Source organism: Nocardiopsis sp. CA-288880 (genome assembly GCF_050955985.1).
Classification (GTDB): Bacteria; Actinomycetota; Actinomycetes; order Streptosporangiales; family Streptosporangiaceae; genus Nocardiopsis; species Nocardiopsis tropica.
This window is the reverse complement of the sequence record NZ_CP192105.1, coordinates 5816054-5833284: the sequence shown is the minus strand read 5'-3', so window position 1 is coordinate 5833284 and position 17231 is coordinate 5816054. Positions and strand designations below refer to the sequence as shown.

The window sequence follows — 17231 nt, the reverse complement described above, 5'->3', positions numbered from 1 at the left end:
GCTGTTCACCGGTCGGGGACAGCCCCGTCCCGGGCCTGTGGACGGGGCACGCCCCGGGTCAGCGCCCCAGCAGCTGGTCGACGGTGAGACCGCGCAGCGACGCGTCGAGGACGCGCGCGGTGTGGGTCACCGCGACCCGCCTCCCCGCACGCTCCATCGCCGACGCGATCTGGAGCGCGCACCCGGGGTTGCCCGACACCAGCGCGTCGGCGCCGGTGGAGGCCACGTCCCGGCCCTTGCGGTCGCCGAGTTCCCGTGCGGCGTCGGGCTTGAGCAGGTTGTAGACGCCCGCCGAACCGCAGCAGACCTCCTTGTCGGGCAGATCGGACACGCGCAGCCCCGGAATGCCCGCGAGGAGGGCGCGGGGGGCCTGTGTGATCCCCTGACCGTGGGAGAGGTGGCACGCGTCGTGGTACGCCGCGTGCAGCGGGAGGGGATGGCGCTCGGCCCGCGGGCCCAGGTCCGTCAGGAACTCGGTGAGGTCCACGACCTTCGCCGACATGTCGCGCGCGCGACGCACCCATGCCTCGTCCGCGCCCGCCTCGGCCAGGGTGCGGTCGAAGTGCTTCATGCTGGAGCCGCATCCGGCGGAGTTGACCACGACCCGGTCGACGCGCGCCCGCTCGAACACCTCGACGAGGCGCCGGGCGAAGGCAGCGGACTCCTCCGACCGCCCGGAGTGCCCGGACAGGGCGCCGCAGCACCCCTGGGAGCGGGGGACGACCACGTCGCAGCCCTCCATCGCCAGCACGCGCGCGGTCGCGGTGTTGACCTCGGGGAAGAACGCGCCCTGGACGCACCCCACGAGCATCCCCACCCTGGCCCGGGCCCTCCCCACGGCGGGCACCAGGGGTGGGAGCGGGGGAGGGGGCGACGACAGCGGCGGTGCGATGCGCTCCATGGCGGCCAGGGCCGGGGAGATCCGCTCCAGGAGGCCCGAGCGCCGGACGAGGGAGGACGCCCCGGTGGCCCCGTAGGCGCGCAGCGGGCCTCGCATGAGGCGCAGCCTGCGCCGGTACGGGAACAGGGAGAAGATCGCGCCCCGCAGCACCCGCTCCCCCCGCGGCCGCTCGTGCTCCTTCTCCACCCTGTTCCGCGTGTGCTCGATGAGGGCGTCGTAGGCCACCCCCGACGGGCACGAGGAGACGCAGGCCAGGCACCCCAGGCAGTTGTCGAAGTGACCGACCGCCGCCTCCGTGAGGACGTCCTCGGTGTGCATCTGGGACATCAGGTGGATACGCCCGCGCGGTGAGTCCATCTCCTGCCCCCACAGCACGTTCGTGGGGCAGGTGGGGAGGCAGAACCCGCAGTGGACGCAGTCGTTCAACAGGTCGCCGAACACCTGGTCCCGTTCGCGTGGAGCCTCCGGCGGCTGGTCGGTCACGTGCACTCCCTCAGGTCCTGGAAGGTTCGGGCGCCGGGTTCAGGCGCCGTCGGCGAAGCGCCCCGGGGCCAGGCGGCGGCCGGGGTCGAAGGAGTCCCTGACGGCCCGCATCAGCGGCAGGCCGGGGATCTCGCCCCACGGGTCCACCCCGGCGGCGTGGACGTGCGGTTCCGCGCGTAGCAGGGTGGCCGACCAGCCGGGGCGGGAGCGGGCCCCCGCCACCGTGTCCGCCACGGCCCCCGCGGGCGCGCCCGGGGCGAACGAGACGAAGAGGGCGCCGCGCGGCACCGAACCGGTGACCACCGCGTCCGTCCCGTGCGCGCGGCTGGCCAGGGCGCCCAGCGCCTCGGCGGCCTCCGCCGACTCGGCGGGCGGCACGGACACCCGGACGACCGTGCCCTCGGAGGGGAGCAGCCCCCACCCCGCCGGCAGTTCCCGGTCCACCCGTGGCCCGGGCGGCACGGCGCCCTCCTGCGGCGCGGCCCCGCTCAGGACCGAGAGCACGGTGGCGGTCCTGGCCTCCAGCCCCTCCGGCGTCCCCTCCAGCACGACGCGCAGGCAGGGGCCGTGGTGGGGGGCGGCCGGGGACGGCGGGGCCGGGGCGGTGCGGTCGGCGTCGGTTGAGGGTGGTGGGGGGAGACGGGCGGGTTGGGCTGCGCCGGAGGCGTCGGTTGAGGGTGGTGGAGGGAGACGGTGGGGTTGGGCTGCGCCGGAGGCGTCGGTTGAGGGTGGTGGAGGGAGACGGTGGGGTTGGGCTGCGCCGGAGGCGTCGGTTGAGGGTGGTGGAGGGAGACGGGCGGGCCAGTGGAGCTCCACCGCCGCAGGCACGACCGTGGTCGCGCGCAGGGCGGCCGTGATCCGCTCCGCGTGACCGCGGGAGGCCAGGGGGATGGTCACCACCCGCAGGGCGGGCGGCAGCGGGTGCAGGCGGAAGGCCACCGAAGCGATCACGCCGAGGGTGCCGAGGCCTCCCGTGTGCAGTTTCGCCAGGTCGTACCCTGCCACGTTCTTGACCACCCGGCCGCCGCTGCGGGCCACCACCCCGTCGGCCCGCACGACGGTCATGCCGATGACCAGGTCGCGCAGGGCGCCGGTGAGCAGGCGGCGCGGGCCGGACACTCCCGTGGCGACCATGCCGCCGACGGTTCCGCCCTCGCGCACGGGGTCGACGGACAGGCGCTGTCCGGCGGCCTCCAGCACGGCGAAGAGGTCGGCGACGGGGGTGCCGGCCCCGGCTTCGACGACGAGGTCGCCCGCGATGTGGTCGATCCACGACAGGCCGCCGGTGTCGACGACCAGGTCGGCGGAGCGCGGGACCCCGCCCCAGTCCATGCCGGTACCGTGGCCGCGCGCGACGACGGTGAGTCCCCGCCGCCCGGACACGGCCATGATCCGGGCGAGGGCGTCGGCGTCCGCGGGCCGTGCCACGTACCCGGGGACGAGGGCCCCCACGGCGTCGGCGGCGGTCCCCTTCCTCAGGGCGCAGCCCTCGACCTCCAGCTTCTCCGCGGGTGTCACGTGTCCTCCCTCGTCGTCGGAGCCGTCGCTCAGAACTGGTCGGCCCGCCCGGACTCCACGAGCGGGTGCACGCCCCTGCGCACGCCGGGCCGTTCGCCGCACAGGCGCGGCGTGGGGAGCAGCTTGTCCGGGTTGGCGATGCCGTCCGGGTCGAAGGACCGGCGGAACAGGTCGAACGTCGCCAGGTCGTCGGGACCGTACATGCGCGGCATCTTGCACGCCTTGTCCACGCCCACGCCGTGCTCCCCGGTGATGGAGCCGCCGTGTTCGATGCACAGGTCGAGGATGGCCCCGGAGACTTCCTCGGCCCTGGCCGCCGCGCCGGGCTCGGTGTCGTCGAACAGCACCAGGGGGTGGAGGTTGCCGTCGCCGGCGTGGAAGACGTTGGCGACGCGGATGCCGCTGGACTCCGACAGCTCGGTGATGCGGCGCAGCACCTCGGGCAGGGCGGTGCGGGGGACGACGCCGTCCTGGACGATGTAGGCGGGGCTGATCCTCCCCACCGCGGCGAACGCCGACTTGCGCCCCTTCCAGATGCGGGCGCGCTCCTCGGGGCCGCTGGCGGTCCGGGTCTCGAAGGAGCCCGCCCCGCCGCACAGCCGGACGACCTCGGCGAGCTGGGCGTCGACCTCCGCGGCGGGGCCGTCCAGCTCCACGACCAGCACGGCCGCCGCCCCCTGCGGGTAGTCGCAGGCGACGGCCTTCTCGGCGGCCTCGATGGCGAGCGCGTCCATCATCTCCATGGCGGAGGGCAGCACTCCGGCGGCGATCACGGAGCTGACCGCCCGCCCGCCCGCGTCCATCGACGTGAACGCGGACAGCAGGGTCACGGTCTTCTGCGGGGCGCGGGTCAGGTTGACGGTGATGCGGGTGGCGATGCCGAGCGTGCCCTCGGAGCCGACGAACGCGCCGATGAGGTCGTAGCCGGGAGCGTCGGGGCTCCGGCCGCCGAGGCTGACGAGTTCGCCGGAGGGGGTGACGATGTCGAGGCCGCGCACGTGGTTGACGGTGAACCCGTACTTGAGGCAGTGGGCGCCGCCGGAGTTCTCGGCGACGTTGCCGCCCACCGAGCACACCTGCTGGCTGGAGGGGTCGGGCGCGTAGTAGTACCCGTGGGGGGCCGCGGCGCGGGTGACGTCGAGGTTGGCCACCCCCGGTTCGACGACCGCGCACTCGTTCTCGACGTCGATCTCGATGATGCGGCGCATGCGCGAGGTGACGACCAGGACGCCCTCGGCGTGGGGGAGCGCCCCCGCGGAGAGGCCCGTGCCCGCGCCCCGCGGCACGAAGGGGACGCCGCGGTCGGAGCAGAGCCGGACGACGGCGGCGACCTGCTCGGCGGTGGTGGGGAGCACGACGACGCCGGGGACGGACCTGTGGTGGGTGAGCCCGTCGCTCTCGTAGGTGCGTCGCCGGGAGGCGTCGGTCAGGACGCCGTCCTCACCGCAGATGTCGCGCAGCACGGGGACGAGGGCGGCCAGGGCCGCCGGGGTCCGTGTGGCGGGTGCGGTCTCGGTCATGGCGCCTCCCGGGCAGGTCCGGAGAAGTGGGTCCGGGAACCCTTCCCCGGCTGCGACCTCGCAAGGGGAACGTACGACCGCACCCCCTGCCGTAGCAAGGGGTGCGATGGAAACTCTCTTCCGTTTTACGGAATCAAGCCCGAACTACGGCATGCGCTCGTAGGCCGGCAGCGTCAGGAAGTCCACGTACTCGTCGGCGAGGGCCACCTCGGAGAACAGCTCCTTGGCCTGCTGGTACAGGCTCTCGTCGTACGCCTCCCCCAGGGACCCCCGGATGGCCGCCAGCTCCTCGTCGATGAGCTGCCTGACGAGCTCGGCGGTGACCTTCTCGCCGCCGTCGAGGGTGACGTCGTTGTGCAGCCACTGCCAGATCTGGGACCGGGAGATCTCTGCGGTGGCGGCGTCCTCCATGAGGTTGTGGATGGCCACCGCGCCGTTGCCGCCCATCCAGGCGGCCAGGTACTGGAGGGCGACGTTGATGTTGCCGCTCAGGCCGGCGAGGGTGACGCCGCCCGGGGTCCGGTCGACGGAGAGCAGGTCCGCGGCGGTCGCCTCGACCTCGGGGCGCTGCTTGTCGATCTGGTGGGGGCGCTCGCCGAGGACGCCGTCGAAGACCTCCATGGCGACCGGGACCAGGTCGGGGTGGGCCACCCACGAACCGTCGAACCCGTCGCCGGACTCGCGGGACTTGTCTTCGCGGACCTTGGCGAAGGCGACCTCGTTCACCTCGGCGTCGCGGCGGGACGGGATGAACGCGGCCATGCCGCCGATGGCGTGGGCGCCGCGCTTGTGGCAGGTCTTGACCAGCAGTTCGGTGTAGGCGCGCATGAACGGGGCGGTCATCGTCACGGCGTTGCGCTCGGGCAGCAGGAACCGGCGGCCGCGGGTGCGGTGCGTCTTGATGATGCTGAACAGGTAGTCCCAGCGCCCCGCGTTGAGCCCCGCGGAGTGCTCCCGCAGCTCGTAGAGGATCTCCTCCATCTCGAAGGCGGCCGGGATGGTCTCGATCAGGCAGGTGGCGCGGATGGTGCCGCGCGGGATCCCCAGGCGCTCCTGGGCCAGGACGAAGATGTCGTTCCAGAGGCGGGCCTCGAGGTGGCTCTGCATCTTGGGCAGGTAGAAGTACGGCCCCTTGCCCTTGGCGATCTGCCGCCGGGCGCTGTGGAAGAGGTAGAGCGCGAAGTCGACGATGCCGCCGCTCGTCCGGCGGCCGTCGACGAGGATGTGCTTCTCGTCCAGGTGCCAGCCGCGCGGACGGACGACGACGGTGGCGAGCTCGCCGTCCTCCTTCAGGGCGTAGGTCTTGCCCTGCGGGGAGGTGAAGTCGATCTGCCGGTCGAGGGCGTCGCGCAGGTTGAGCTGCCCGCCGATCATGTTCTCCCACAGCGGGGTGTTCGCGTCCTCGAAGTCGGCGAGCCACACCTTCGCGCCGGAGTTGAGCGCGTTGACGGTCATCTTGCGGTCGGTGGGGCCGGTGATCTCGACCCGGCGGTCGGTGATGCCGGGCGCGGGCGGGGCGACCTGCCAGCTGTCGTCCTCGCGGATGTGCTCGGTCTCGGGGAGGAAGTCGAGGTCGGCACCCGCGGCGATCTGCTCCTCGCGGGTCCTGCGGGCGGAGAGGAGCTCCTGGCGGCGCCCCTCGAAGGTGCGGTGGAGTTCGGCGACGAGGGCCAGGGCCTCATCCGTGAGGATCTCGTCGAACCGGTCGTGGAGGGGGCCGGTGATCTCGACCCCGTGCGTGGCGCCCATGGAAACCTTCCGCAATACGAAAATGGCTTTTGGTATGTGGAAAACGACGCTACCGTCAGTGCCTCCGCGCGGTCAACGCCGCGGTCCGCGCACATGATCGTGAAGTTTCCCGGCGTGTGAAGGTCCGGAAAACTTCCGCCCGGAAGATCGGGACTTCTTCGGCCAGTATCGACCGAGGGTCACCGGGCGACTCCGCACGGCGCAATGTCGCGTGTCGCACGGCCTGCGATAATTCAGATGCCCCGGCGGCGGCGACCTGCCACCATCGACAGGGCGCCCGTCGCGGCCCGCCCACGGGAAGAATCAGGACGGCGGCCGCGTTGACCCACCTGGAGGGATATGAATACAGCTGACACCCGCGGAATCTCCGAGCCCGGCCACGAGGCCGCAGGCGAGGACGTCTTCCGCGAGGCGATCACCGTCGGGGACGGGGTCGACGGGGACGATGCGACCCGTGGGGCCGAGGCCGACGGCGGAGACCGCCGGAACGAGCCGAGGAACGCTCCCGACCAGGGTGAGATGGAACTCGCCGAACGCCACGCGCTCCGCCGCGTGCAGGGGCTCTCCACCGAACTCACCGACATCACCGAGGTCGAGTACCGGTCGCTGCGACTGGAGCGCGTCGTCCTCATCGGCGTGTGGACCAGCGGCACCCAGACCGACGCCGACAACTCGCTCACCGAACTCGCGGCCCTGTCCGAGACCGCCGGGGCACTCGTCCTCGAAGGCCTCACCCAGCGCCGCTCCAAGCCGGACCCGGCCACCTACGTCGGCAAGGGCAAGGCGGCCGAACTCCGCGACATCGTCGAGGCGACCGGCGCCGACACCGTCATCTGCGACGGTGAGCTCACCCCCGGCCAGCTGAGGCAGCTGGAGGACGTCGTCAAGGTCAAGGTGGTGGACCGCACCGCCCTGATCCTGGACATCTTCGCCCAGCACGCCAGCAGCAGCGAGGGCAAGGCCCAGGTCGAACTCGCACAGCTCAGCTACCTGCTGCCGCGACTGCGCGGCTGGGGCGACTCCCTGTCCCGGCAGGCGGGCGGCTCCGGCGGCGGAGGCGCGGGCGGAGGCGTGGGCCTGCGCGGTCCCGGTGAGACCAAGATCGAGACCGACCGCCGGCGCATCAACGACAAGATGGCCAAGCTGCGCCGTCAGCTCGCCCACATGCGCACCGCGCGCGACGTCAAGCGCGACGTCCGGCGCACCCGCGAGGTGCCGTCCGTGGCCATCGCCGGGTACACCAACGCCGGCAAGTCGAGCCTGCTCAACCGGTTGACGGGGGCCGGCGTCCTGGTGGAGAACGCCCTGTTCGCCACCCTGGACCCGACCGTCCGCCAGGCGCGCACGCCCGACGGCCGCGGCTTCACCCTCAGCGACACCGTCGGATTCGTCCGGCACCTGCCGCACCAGCTGGTGGAGGCGTTCCGCTCCACCCTGGAGGAGGTCGCCGACTCCGACCTGATCCTGCACGTGATCGACGGGTCGCACCCCGACCCCGAGAGCCAGATTCGCGCGGTCCACGAGGTGTTCGCCGACATCGAGGCCGCGGAGGTGCCCGAGCTCATCGTGGTCAACAAGGTGGACGCCGCCGACCCGGACGTGCTCAAGGTGCTGCGGACCCGCTACCCGAACATGGTCGAGGTCTCGGCCCGCACCGGCGAGGGCGTTCCCGAGCTGGTCGCGGCGCTCGCCGACGCGCTCCCGGAGCTCGCGCACGAGGTCAACGCGCTGGTCCCGTACTCGCGGGGCGACCTCATCGCCAAGGTGCACCAGGAGGGACGCATCATCAGCGAGGAGCACACCGGAGACGGAACGGCGATCCACGCCTTCGTCCCCGAGCTGCTCGCGGCGAAGCTCAACGAGTACACGCCCAGCAGGGCCTGAGCACCGCGCGGTCCCTCCGGGGACCGCGCCCGCCACCGGCTGCGACCGGGGCGTCCCGACCGGGCGCCCCGGTCCTCGCATGTCTGGGGCCGTCGCGGGTCCGCGGGACGGGGCGGGGGCGGGGCGCACGGTCCGGGACCGGACCGGCGGTGCGGGGGCGCCGGTGTCCTTCGTCACGCCGTCCACTCGCGAGTTTTGCTCCGCCACGCTCGCATTCGTCCCCCGGGAGAGGTGTACACGGAGTCCGCGGATGGACTACGGTTTTGGAGCACTGGCCGCCAGCGGCCCGCTGTCCCCCGACAGCCGACTCTCCTTCCCGCTGTCACGGCACCGCGGCGGCCCCACGGCCGCCTCCTGCCGACCCTGTCGGATCGTTCCAGATACGAGGTCGTTATGTCCGCCCGTGCATCCCGCGACCGTGTACCGCACTCGCGCCGGCGGATCTGACCGACGAGGGCGGAAAACCCCATGACGGTAGTACTCCTCAGCAACATCGGTCGGCTGTGGACCGGGAACGAGATGCTCACCAAGGCCGCGCTCCTCATGGACGGGGACCGCGTGGCCTGGGTCGGGCCCGCCGCCGAGCTGCCCCAGCGCATCCCCGGCGTGGTGGACGACCTCACCGACGTCGACGACGTCGTCAACATCGGCGGCGGACTCATCACGCCCGGGCTGGTCGACGCCCACTGCCACCCGGTCTACGCGGGGGACCGCTACGCCGAGGTCAACATGTGGGCGAAGGGCGCCTCCAAGGGCGACATCTTCGCGGCGGGCGGCGGCGTCTCCACCACCGTCACCATCACCCGCGGGACCGACCCCTGGACCCTGTGCAACGCGGTCCGCGAACGCCTGCGGCACTGGGTCCTGACGGGCAGCACCACCGTCGAGGCCAAGACCGGCTACCACCTCACCCGGGACGGCGAACTGGCCGACGTGCGCCTGCTGCGCTCCCTGGAGGAGGAACCGGGGATGCCGCGCCTGCATGTGACCTTCTTCCCCGCGCACGGGGTGCCGCCCGAGTTCTTCGGACGGCCCAAGGACTACGTGGCCACGGCCGCCTCGTGGCTCGGCGACGCAGCCCTGGCCGGTGCGGACGGGGTGGACGTGTACTGCGACAACGAGCAGTTCACCACCGAGGACGCCCGCCTGCTGCTGGGCGTCGGCCAGTCGGTGGGGCTGCGCACCACCCTGCACGCCTGCTCCCGCCCCCGGCACGGTGCCGTGCGGATGGCCACCGAGCTCGGTTGCTCGTCGGTGGACCTCCTGCACGAGACCGACGACCGGGACATCCTGGCACTCGCCACCACGCGGACCCCCGTGGTGGCCTGTCCGACCACGTCCCTGCACGAGCGCCGCACCCCGCCGGTGCGGTCCCTGCTCGACCACGGGGTGCCGATCGGCCTGGGCACCGACCACAACCCGGGCCTGGCCGGGACCACGTCGATGCCGCTGGTGATCTCCCTCGCCGTCTCCATGTTCGAGATGACCGTCCACGAGGCGCTGCACGCCGCCACCGTGGGAAGCGCCCACTCCCTGGGGCTCCGCGACCGGGGCATGCTGACGCCGGGAAACCTGGCGGACCTCGTCCAGTGGGACGCCGACCACGAGGGCGCGTTCGCCTGGTCGATGGGCCTGAACACCCTGCGCGTCTGGCAGGGCGGCAAGACCATCCGCTGACGCCCGCGCCCGTGACCGCTCGGGGCGGAACCGGTCAGCGGACCCCTCTGGCACGGGCGATCTCGATCACGGCGCGCTCCAGCGCGTACTCGGGGTCGCGGCCGGCGCCCTTGATGAGCGCGTCGGTCTCGGCGACCACCGCCATCGCCCGTGTGACGCCCGCGGCGCTCCATCCCCGGGCCTGCTGGCGCAGCGTGCGCAGTTTCCACGGCGGCACCTTGGCGCGCTTGGCGAGATCCGCCTCGGACATCCCGCGCGGGGGCTGCGCGGCCACGGCGATGCCGCGCACCGCTCCTGCCAGGGCGCTGTTGATCAGCACCGGGGCGGTGCCCACCGCCAGCGACCAGCGCAACTGCTCCAACGCCTCGGGCAGCCGGCCCTCGACCGCGCGGTCCGCGACGCTGAACCCGGAGGCCTCCGCCTTGCCGGAGTGGTAGCGGGCCACCGCCGCGCCGTCCACCCGGCCCTCGGTGTCGGCCACCAGCTGCGTGCACGCCGCGGCGATCTCCCTCAGGTCGGTGCCCACCGCGTCCACCAGGGCCTGGGCGGCGTCCGGGGTGATCTGGCGACCGGCGGCGGTGAACTCGCCCCTGACGAACGCCACCCTCTCGGGGCCCTTCGTCGGCCCCTTGCAGTCCACCCGTGCGGCGCCCGCCTTGACCGCGGCCTGCAGCAGTGCCTTGCCCTTGTTGCCGCCCGCGTGCGTGAGCACCAGGTGGACGTCGTCGGCCGGGTCCTTCAGGTAGTCGGTGACGGTCGCGGCCAGATCCTTGACGAGGTCCTGGGAGGAGCGCAGCACCACCACCCGCCGGTCGCCGAACAGGGAGGGGGAGGTGACCTCCACGATCGTGTTCACGGTCACCTGGGAGGGCACCAGGTCGTGGACGTCCACGCCGGGGTCGTTCTCGCGGACCGCCGCGACGACGGCGGCGACGGCCCGGTCGACGAGGAGCTCCTCGTCGCCGACGATGATCGTGAGCGGGGCGGGTGCAGGCATACAACGAGGATGCCACGAGCCGGGGACGGTTCCCGCCCGGTTCCCGCGGCCGGTCGGCGGGGCGCCGGTCCGTTCCTGCGTCCTCCCCGTCTCCTCGGGTCGCCGCGTGCGGCGGGCCCGGTTCGGGACGGTTCGGAGCGGATATGTGGTCGGATGGCGACGGAAGGTACGCTTCGGTAACTGTGTGACCTCTGGGTACGTCTGTTACAGTGCACGACACATACCAGCACAGAGGGTTAGGTATGCGAATATTCGCCTTTTTGCCCCCCTCGACATATGGTCTCCGGGACTGTCCCGGCTCCCAGGGGAGACCTGAGACCGGAAATGGCAAGGCAGCGTTGAGGGATCCCGCAATCTCGATACTGTCGGACGCCCGTCGCGTCGGTTCTCCCCGGACCGGGGGCCACGCGCACGGGCGGCCCCCGGCGCCGGCGACGGACCGTCGCGGCGAGACCGGGGGCGGCGCGCGCGTCGACCGCTCCGGAGCACCACCCCCGTTCCGACGCCGGCGCTGAGGCGCCTCCGGTACACAGAGGCCCCCGCGCCGCCGGATCCGTCCGAGCCCGGGGGCGCGCAACCCGAACAAGTGAGCACCGACCGGTCCGCGTTCGCCCGGAACCGTGGTCGGGCCGCAGCGGGGCATCCCAGAGGCCCGTGGGCCGCGCCGACCGCGCGGACCCCCTTCGTGGGCCACCGCCCCGCCGCGCCCCACCACCCGAACACCTGGAACCGCCCTTGCAACCCCGCCGTATCACCGAAGTCCCTCTGCCCAACGCCTCGGTCATCGAGGCGGTACGGGAGTCGTGCGCGTCCCTGCCCGCCGGCTCGACGCGGCTCTCCGAGAGCTTCTACGCGAACCTCTTCGTCATGGCGCCCGAGGTCCGCGCCATGTTCTCCGACGACATCCGGCCGCAGCAGAGGCGCATGGCCGACGCACTGGTGGAGGTCGTCCGCTATCTCGACGCGCCGGACCACGTGGCGCAGTTCCTCCGGGAGCTGGGCGGCCGGCACTACCGGGAGCTCGGGGTCAGGCCCGAGCACTACCCCTTCGTGGGCCGCGCCCTCGTCCGCGCCGTCAGCGAGGTGTCACCGACCTGGTCGTCCTCCATGAGCTCGGCGTGGGTGCTGGTCTACGAGTGGATCACCGCCACCATGCTCGCGGGCGCGGAGGACGCCATCTCCAAGGAGGAGGGCGCCCGGCGCTCCACCGGGGACGCCGCGCCCCGGGGCGACGACCGTCGTCCCTACGGGGACCGGGACCGGTCCGGAGCGAGGTCCTCCGCGGGGGACCAGCGCCCCTCGGACGCCCGGCACGCCTACGACGCACCGCGCCCGTCCGGCGCCCGGCACGCCTACGACACACCTGGCCCGTACGGCGCCTCCCAGCCGACCCGCTGACCGCGTCCGGCCGCCCGGGATCCCCCCAGCCCCACCCCACCCCTGTCCCGTCCCCGTCCCCTCGAAAGTCCATTGTGATGAGTGAGACCGACCAGAGCCGAACGCCGGGTACCGAGGGCGAGCGCTACGTCCAGACGGTCACGGGCACGACCGAGCGGGCCGACCGCTTCTACCAGGACCAGATGCTGGACCGGCTCAACCCCCGGATGCGCGAGTTCATCGCCCGGCAGGAGATGCTGTTCATCGCCACCTCGGACAGCAAGGGCGAGTGCGACTCCAGCTTCCGGGCAGGGCCGCCCGGTTTCGTCCACGTCGTCGACGAGCAGACCCTGGTCTACCCCGAGTACCGGGGGAACGGGGTGTTCGCCAGTGCCGGGAACATCATGGAGAACCCGCACATCGGACTGATGTTCCTCGACTTCCAGCGCGAGAGGATCGGCCTGCACGTCAACGGCCGGGCCCGTCTCCTGGAGGACGAGAAGCTGCGGGGCCACGTCCGCGGGCTCCCCCACCCGGAGGTGCCGGGGCAGAAGGCGATGCTGTGGACCATGGTCCACATCGAGGAGGCCTACATCCACTGCCGCAAGCACATCCCCCACCTGCGCACCGTCGGTAGGGACGAGGTCTGGGGCACGGACGACGTCCAGCGCAAGGGCGGCGACTACTTCGCCGCCAAGCAGACCCCTTCGCCGTGGAGCACGCCCCGGGCCCCGGTCGCCGGCCGACACGCCTGAGCGGCCCGGCGCGGGATGCCGGGGAGGCCCCGCCGCGCCCACCGCGGCGGCGGGACGGGCGGGCGTGCCGCGTCCGCGCACCGGCCCCGCGCCCGGGCCGGGACGGCGGGACCCGACGCCCGGGGCCGGGCCCCCGGGTCACGGCGATGCCCGAGCCGGACGCGCCGTCGCCCAGGACCGCCACGTCGCCGTCGCGGTCCGTGCGCAGGTTGACCTCCGCGACCCGCTCCAGCACGCCCCATGTGAACGGCGCCGGGTGCCCGTACGGGTTGTCCGCGCCCACCGAGGTCACCGACACCACCGGATCGGCCGCCTCCAGGAACGCCGGTTCCTGGGTTCCCGCACCGTGGTGCGGTGTGGCCAGGACGGTCACCGCGAGCAGGCCCGCGTCCGGCCCCGCCAGCAGCCGGCGCTGGGCCTCCTCCTCGACGTCGCCGGTCAGCAGAACGGAGGGCCCCGTGCCGTCCGCGCGCACCACCATCGAGGTGTCGTTGAGCGAACCGGCGAACGCCGGGTCGGGCCACAGCACCCGGAACAGCCACGGCCCGACCCGCAGGGCCCGTCCCGGCGCCGCCTCCGCCAGTTCGACGCCGGACCCCCTCAGCAGCCGTCCGACGGGGGTGTCCCCGAACCCCGGCGGCGCCATGGCCGAGTGCACACTGCGGTGCCGCAGCACCCCGGGTGTCCCGTCCACGTGGTCGGCGTGGTCGTGGCTGAGGAGCAGCAGCGGGACCTCGCGCACGCCGAGGCGCCGCAGGCAGTCGTCCACCAGGTCCGGGTGCTCGCCGGTGTCGGCCACCACCGCGGCGCCGGGAGCCACGGACAGCACCAGCGCGGTGCCCTGTCCCACGTCGCACGCGACCAGCGCCCACCCCGGGGGCGGCCACCCGCCGGGCAGGCACCGCGCCGCCAGGGCGAGGAGCAGCGAGGCCGCCAGCGCCGCCGCGACCGCCCTCCGCACACGACCGCGGGTCAGCACGACGGCCGCCAGGACGGCCGCCAGGAACACCCCGCCTGCCAGGTCGGCCCGCCACGGCAGTGCCCCGTACGGGACGCGGGCGCCGGCCCCGGCGACCGCCGCGATCCACGACACCCCCAGCGCGGGCAGGCGCACCGCCGCGGAGGCCGCGTCCGGCCACACCGCGGCCAGGGCCGCCACCGCGGAACCCGCCACGGTGACCGCGGCGACCAGCGGCGCGGCCAGCACGTTCGCCGGGATCGCGACCCACGACAGCTCTCCCGAGAGCACCACCAGCACGGGAGCGACGGCGACGTGGGCGGCCACGGCCACGGCGAACGCCTCCGCCACCGGGGGCGGCATGTGCTCCGACCACGCCCGCGTCCAGACGGGCACCAGCAGCAGGATGCCCGCGGTGGCCAGGACGGAGAGGGCGAAGCCGTAGGAGGCCGCCAGTCCGGGGGAGACGAACAGGACCCCGACCACGGTGGCGCTCAGGGCGCCGAGCCCGGCGTGCGCACGCCCGGTCGCCAGCGCCAGCAGCCCCAGCGACCCCATGAAGGCGGCCCGCACCACGCTCGGCTCCGGGCGGCACACCAGCACGAAGAGCCAGATCATCACCGCACCGCCGGCGACCGCGCACCAGGGCGGGGCCCGGAGCAGCCCGGCCGCCGCCAGGACGAATCCGGTCAGGATCGCCAGGTTGGCGCCGGAGACGGTGAGGAGGTGCGTCATGCCGGTGGCCCGGAAGTCCTCCTCGGTCTCGGGCAGGAGCAGGGAGGCGTCGCCGACGATCAGTGCCGGGAGCAGGCCGCGCTCCGGCTGCGGCAGGTCCGCCGAGGCCTCGCGCAGGCCCTCCCGCACCCGGCCGGCGAAGGCCTGGGCCCGCCCCGGGGCGGTGACCTCCTCCGGCGGTCCGCGCACCAGGACCAGGGCCGCCGTCAGGGGGTCGTCCTCCGCCTCCAGGAAGACGCCCCTCGCACGGAAGGACTGGCCGGGCAGGAGGCCGCGCCACTCCGGGCCGGAGGCGAGGACCACCACCGGGGCCCGGGAGGAACGGGGGCCGTCCCCGAGCCGGACCCAGGCGGTGCGGGAGCGCACCACCCACTCGGCCCGCCCCGGGCGGTGCGTGCCCGCCCGGGACACGGGGTCGCCCGCCACCACCGCCCCGAACTCCACCGCCCGGCCGTGCAGGGCCGCCTCCGCCGCGGCGCTCCCGGCCACACGGTGCACGTGGACCCCGGCCACCGACGCCGCGGTGGCCGCGCAGACCAGGGCCGCCGCCACGGTGAGCGCGGCGGCCTCCGCCGGGGGCCGCGAGAGGGCGAACAGCGCCAGCGCCGCACAGCCGGCGACGCTGCCGAACACCCACGCCGCCCACGCGGGGGCCGCGAGGGCGCCCAGGGCCGCGGTCCACGCCGCCAGGGCGGGTGCGAGCAGCCGGAGGTCGGAGGGCCGACCCAGGCCGTACGCGTCGCTTCCCAGCCACGTCACCATGTTCCCGGCTCCCCCGCTCCGGGGCCGAGCGCGCAGGGGCTGTCCGGCACGGCCCTCACCCCGCCGTCGCGTGGGGGGCGAGGTCGGCGAGCACCTTCTCGCCGATCCTGTCCACGTCGAGCAGCTCGTCGACGCTGGCGAACGGACCGTTGGCCTCCCTGTGCTCGATGATGTTCCGCGCGATCACCGGCCCCACCCCGGGCAGGGTCTCCAACAGCGCGCCGTCGGCCCGGTTGACGTCGACCAGGGCCTCCGTGCCCGCAGCCGCCCCGCCGCCCGCCGCTCCCGCCCCGGCGGCGACCGGGGGCTGGGGAACGCCCACGAGGACCTGTTCGCCGTCGACCAGGGCGCGGGCCAGGTTGAGCAGGTCGAGGTCGGCGTCCGGCAGGGCGCCGCCCGCCTCCTCGACGGCGTCGGCGACGCGCGACCCGGCCGGCAGGGTGTACAGGCCCGGGTCGGCCACCTCGCCGCCCACGTGCACGACCAGATCGGCGTCCGCGCCGGCCTGCGCCGGCCCGTCCGGGGGGACGGCCGCCGAGGGCTCGTCCCCGCCCGCGCCCGCGGGGTCGCCCGCGGGGCCGCTCTCGGCGGGCGCGGAGGCGGCCTGGGCGACCATCTCCGGCGCCCGCACGGTCGCGGGCCGGTCGTGCAGCACCAGGACCGCGGTGACGGCCAGGGCCCCGACCGCGACCAGGGCGAGCACCGAGCGGCGGGACAGGGTCGCGTGGGGCGGCCAGCGCCGCGCCAGGCGCTCCAGGAACGCGCCCGGGGGCTCCGGGACGAACTCGGTGTACCCGGACGGGGGCCGTGACCCCCGCCGGTGCCGTCCGCGCTCCTCGTCCGGCTCCGTCCACGGTCCGGCCGGGTCCGGGAGGCGGTCCGCCGGATCCGGTCCGGGTACCCCGGCTCCGGGTTCCTCCCGGTCGGCGGGGACGTCCCGGACCGCGTCGCGCGACCGGCGGTCCGCCGGGGCCCCGGCCGGGTCGTCCGGTGCGCCTCGGAGGGGCCCGTCCGACACGCGGGGCGCCGGTCCCCGGGACGTCCGTCCGGGCCCCGGGTCGTGCGAAGCGCTCCCGCCCTCCCGACGGGTGCCCGCTCCGGGGGCCGACCCCTTCCCGCGGGTGCCCGCTCCGGGGGCCGGCCCCTCCCGGTACCGCTCGCGCACCGCGGTCCTGCGGCGGGAGCCCTCCTCCCGGTCCTCCCCCGTCCGGTGACCGTCGGGCGCCGCCCGCCTGCGGCGGGGGCCGCCTCCCCCGGCGGCTCCTCCCCGAGGGGGCCGGCCGCACGGGGCCTGCGCCGGTCCGTGCCGTCGCCGCCCGGAGCGGGCCTGCCGCAGGCGGGCGGGACCGGCGGCGCCGGGGGCACGGCCACCGTGTCCTCGTGGTGCCTCTCCGGCCACACGCGGGGGGCCGCGCCCCGGACCGGGGGAGCCCGGTGCCCGGGCGGCGCCTCCCTCCCGGGGAGCTGCGGACGGTACGGCACCTCCGAGCCGTCCCCGTCCACCGCGTAGGGGGCGCTCGGGACGGGCGGGCCGTCGGGTCGCTCGGCCCCGGCCGCGGGGGCGGCGTGCCGGGGAGCCCCCGGCCGTCCGGGGGACGCCGGGGACGGGGACGCGTCCCGTGCCGGGGCGGTGGGGGCGCCCGCGGTGGGCCCGCGGGCGGTGCGGGCCCCGGGCGGGGTCGCGCCGCCTCCCGGCCGCGCGGCGGGCACCGGGGACTGGGACCCGGGCGGCAGGGGGTCGAGGGGAGGCCGGGGGATACGGGCCCGCAGCCTCCGGGCCGTGGGGGAGGAGTCCAGGGTGAGCGCCCGGAGCCGGGCCTGCTGGTCCGGCACGGAAGGGTGACGCCGGGGACGGCGCGGAGCGGTCATACGTCAACGGTAGGAATCCGCGGACCCTCTGTCACCGCCCGGTTTC

The 17231-nt window shown here is 74.6% G+C and carries 10 protein-coding genes and 1 pseudogene; 4 read left to right on the top strand and 7 right to left on the bottom strand.

Annotated elements, in window-relative coordinates; genetic code table 11:
• Positions 1 to 58: 58 nt before the first annotated feature.
• The 4 genes from ACQPYD_RS25235 to aceB form a co-directional block, all read right to left on the bottom strand.
• Entirely contained in the window at positions 59 to 1384 is a 1326-nt protein-coding gene (locus ACQPYD_RS25235) for a (Fe-S)-binding protein (protein WP_433697982.1), read from the bottom strand.
• 39 nt (positions 1385 to 1423) lie between these two features.
• Entirely contained in the window at positions 1424 to 2902 is a 1479-nt protein-coding gene (locus tag ACQPYD_RS25230) for an FAD-binding protein (RefSeq protein ID WP_433697981.1), read from the bottom strand.
• 29 nt (positions 2903 to 2931) lie between these two features.
• The gene (locus ACQPYD_RS25225; RefSeq protein WP_433697980.1) at positions 2932 to 4422 is read right to left on the bottom strand and encodes an FAD-linked oxidase C-terminal domain-containing protein; all 1491 of its coding nucleotides are present in this window, start codon (positions 4420 to 4422) and stop codon (positions 2932 to 2934) included.
• A 144-nt stretch (positions 4423 to 4566) separates the two neighbouring features.
• Positions 4567 to 6171, bottom strand: a complete 1605-nt coding sequence (aceB, locus tag ACQPYD_RS25220; protein WP_433697979.1) for a malate synthase A — start codon at positions 6169 to 6171, stop codon at positions 4567 to 4569.
• Between the two features lie 339 nt (positions 6172 to 6510).
• Here aceB and hflX point away from each other — a divergent pair, with 339 nt between their 5' ends.
• Positions 6511 to 8055: a GTPase HflX gene (hflX, locus tag ACQPYD_RS25215; protein WP_433697978.1), complete on the top strand. Its 1545-nt coding sequence runs from the start codon at positions 6511 to 6513 to the stop codon at positions 8053 to 8055.
• A gap of 468 nt (positions 8056 to 8523) precedes the next feature.
• On the top strand, positions 8524 to 9732 hold the full coding sequence (locus ACQPYD_RS25210) for an amidohydrolase family protein (RefSeq protein WP_267946002.1): 1209 nt from the start codon (positions 8524 to 8526) through the stop codon (positions 9730 to 9732).
• 34 nt (positions 9733 to 9766) lie between these two features.
• Here the strand turns inward: ACQPYD_RS25210 and holA are convergent, their stop codons facing one another.
• Positions 9767 to 10729, bottom strand: a complete 963-nt coding sequence (holA, locus tag ACQPYD_RS25205) for a DNA polymerase III subunit delta (RefSeq protein WP_433697977.1) — start codon at positions 10727 to 10729, stop codon at positions 9767 to 9769.
• A gap of 735 nt (positions 10730 to 11464) precedes the next feature.
• Here holA and ACQPYD_RS25200 point away from each other — a divergent pair.
• Both ACQPYD_RS25200 and ACQPYD_RS25195 read left to right on the top strand, forming a co-directional pair.
• The gene (locus ACQPYD_RS25200) at positions 11465 to 12127 is read left to right on the top strand and encodes a globin domain-containing protein (protein WP_433697976.1); all 663 of its coding nucleotides are present in this window, start codon (positions 11465 to 11467) and stop codon (positions 12125 to 12127) included.
• 77 nt (positions 12128 to 12204) lie between these two features.
• A complete protein-coding gene (locus ACQPYD_RS25195; protein WP_267945999.1) occupies positions 12205 to 12861 on the top strand; it encodes a pyridoxamine 5'-phosphate oxidase family protein in 657 nt (218 codons plus the stop codon).
• Positions 12862 to 12976: 115 nt separating this feature from the next.
• Here the strand turns inward: ACQPYD_RS25195 and ACQPYD_RS25190 are convergent.
• Together ACQPYD_RS25190 and ACQPYD_RS25185 are read right to left on the bottom strand one after the other, a co-directional pair.
• Positions 12977 to 15316: pseudogene (locus ACQPYD_RS25190) on the bottom strand (ComEC/Rec2 family competence protein); the annotation flags it as partial.
• 55 nt (positions 15317 to 15371) lie between these two features.
• Entirely contained in the window at positions 15372 to 16334 is a 963-nt protein-coding gene (locus tag ACQPYD_RS25185) for a helix-hairpin-helix domain-containing protein (protein WP_433697975.1), read from the bottom strand.
• Positions 16335 to 17231: the final 897 nt, after the last annotated feature.

Coding starts and splice junctions, on each gene's coding strand:
- ACQPYD_RS25225 (WP_433697980.1), bottom strand. CDS start 4,422: ATGACCGAGACCGCACCCGCCACACGGACCCCGGCGGCCCTGGCCGCC.
- aceB (WP_433697979.1), bottom strand. CDS start 6,171: ATGGGCGCCACGCACGGGGTCGAGATCACCGGCCCCCTCCACGACCGG.
- hflX (WP_433697978.1), top strand. CDS start 6,511: ATGAATACAGCTGACACCCGCGGAATCTCCGAGCCCGGCCACGAGGCC.
- ACQPYD_RS25210 (WP_267946002.1), top strand. CDS start 8,524: ATGACGGTAGTACTCCTCAGCAACATCGGTCGGCTGTGGACCGGGAAC.
- holA (WP_433697977.1), bottom strand. CDS start 10,729: ATGCCTGCACCCGCCCCGCTCACGATCATCGTCGGCGACGAGGAGCTC.
- ACQPYD_RS25195 (WP_267945999.1), top strand. CDS start 12,205: ATGAGTGAGACCGACCAGAGCCGAACGCCGGGTACCGAGGGCGAGCGC.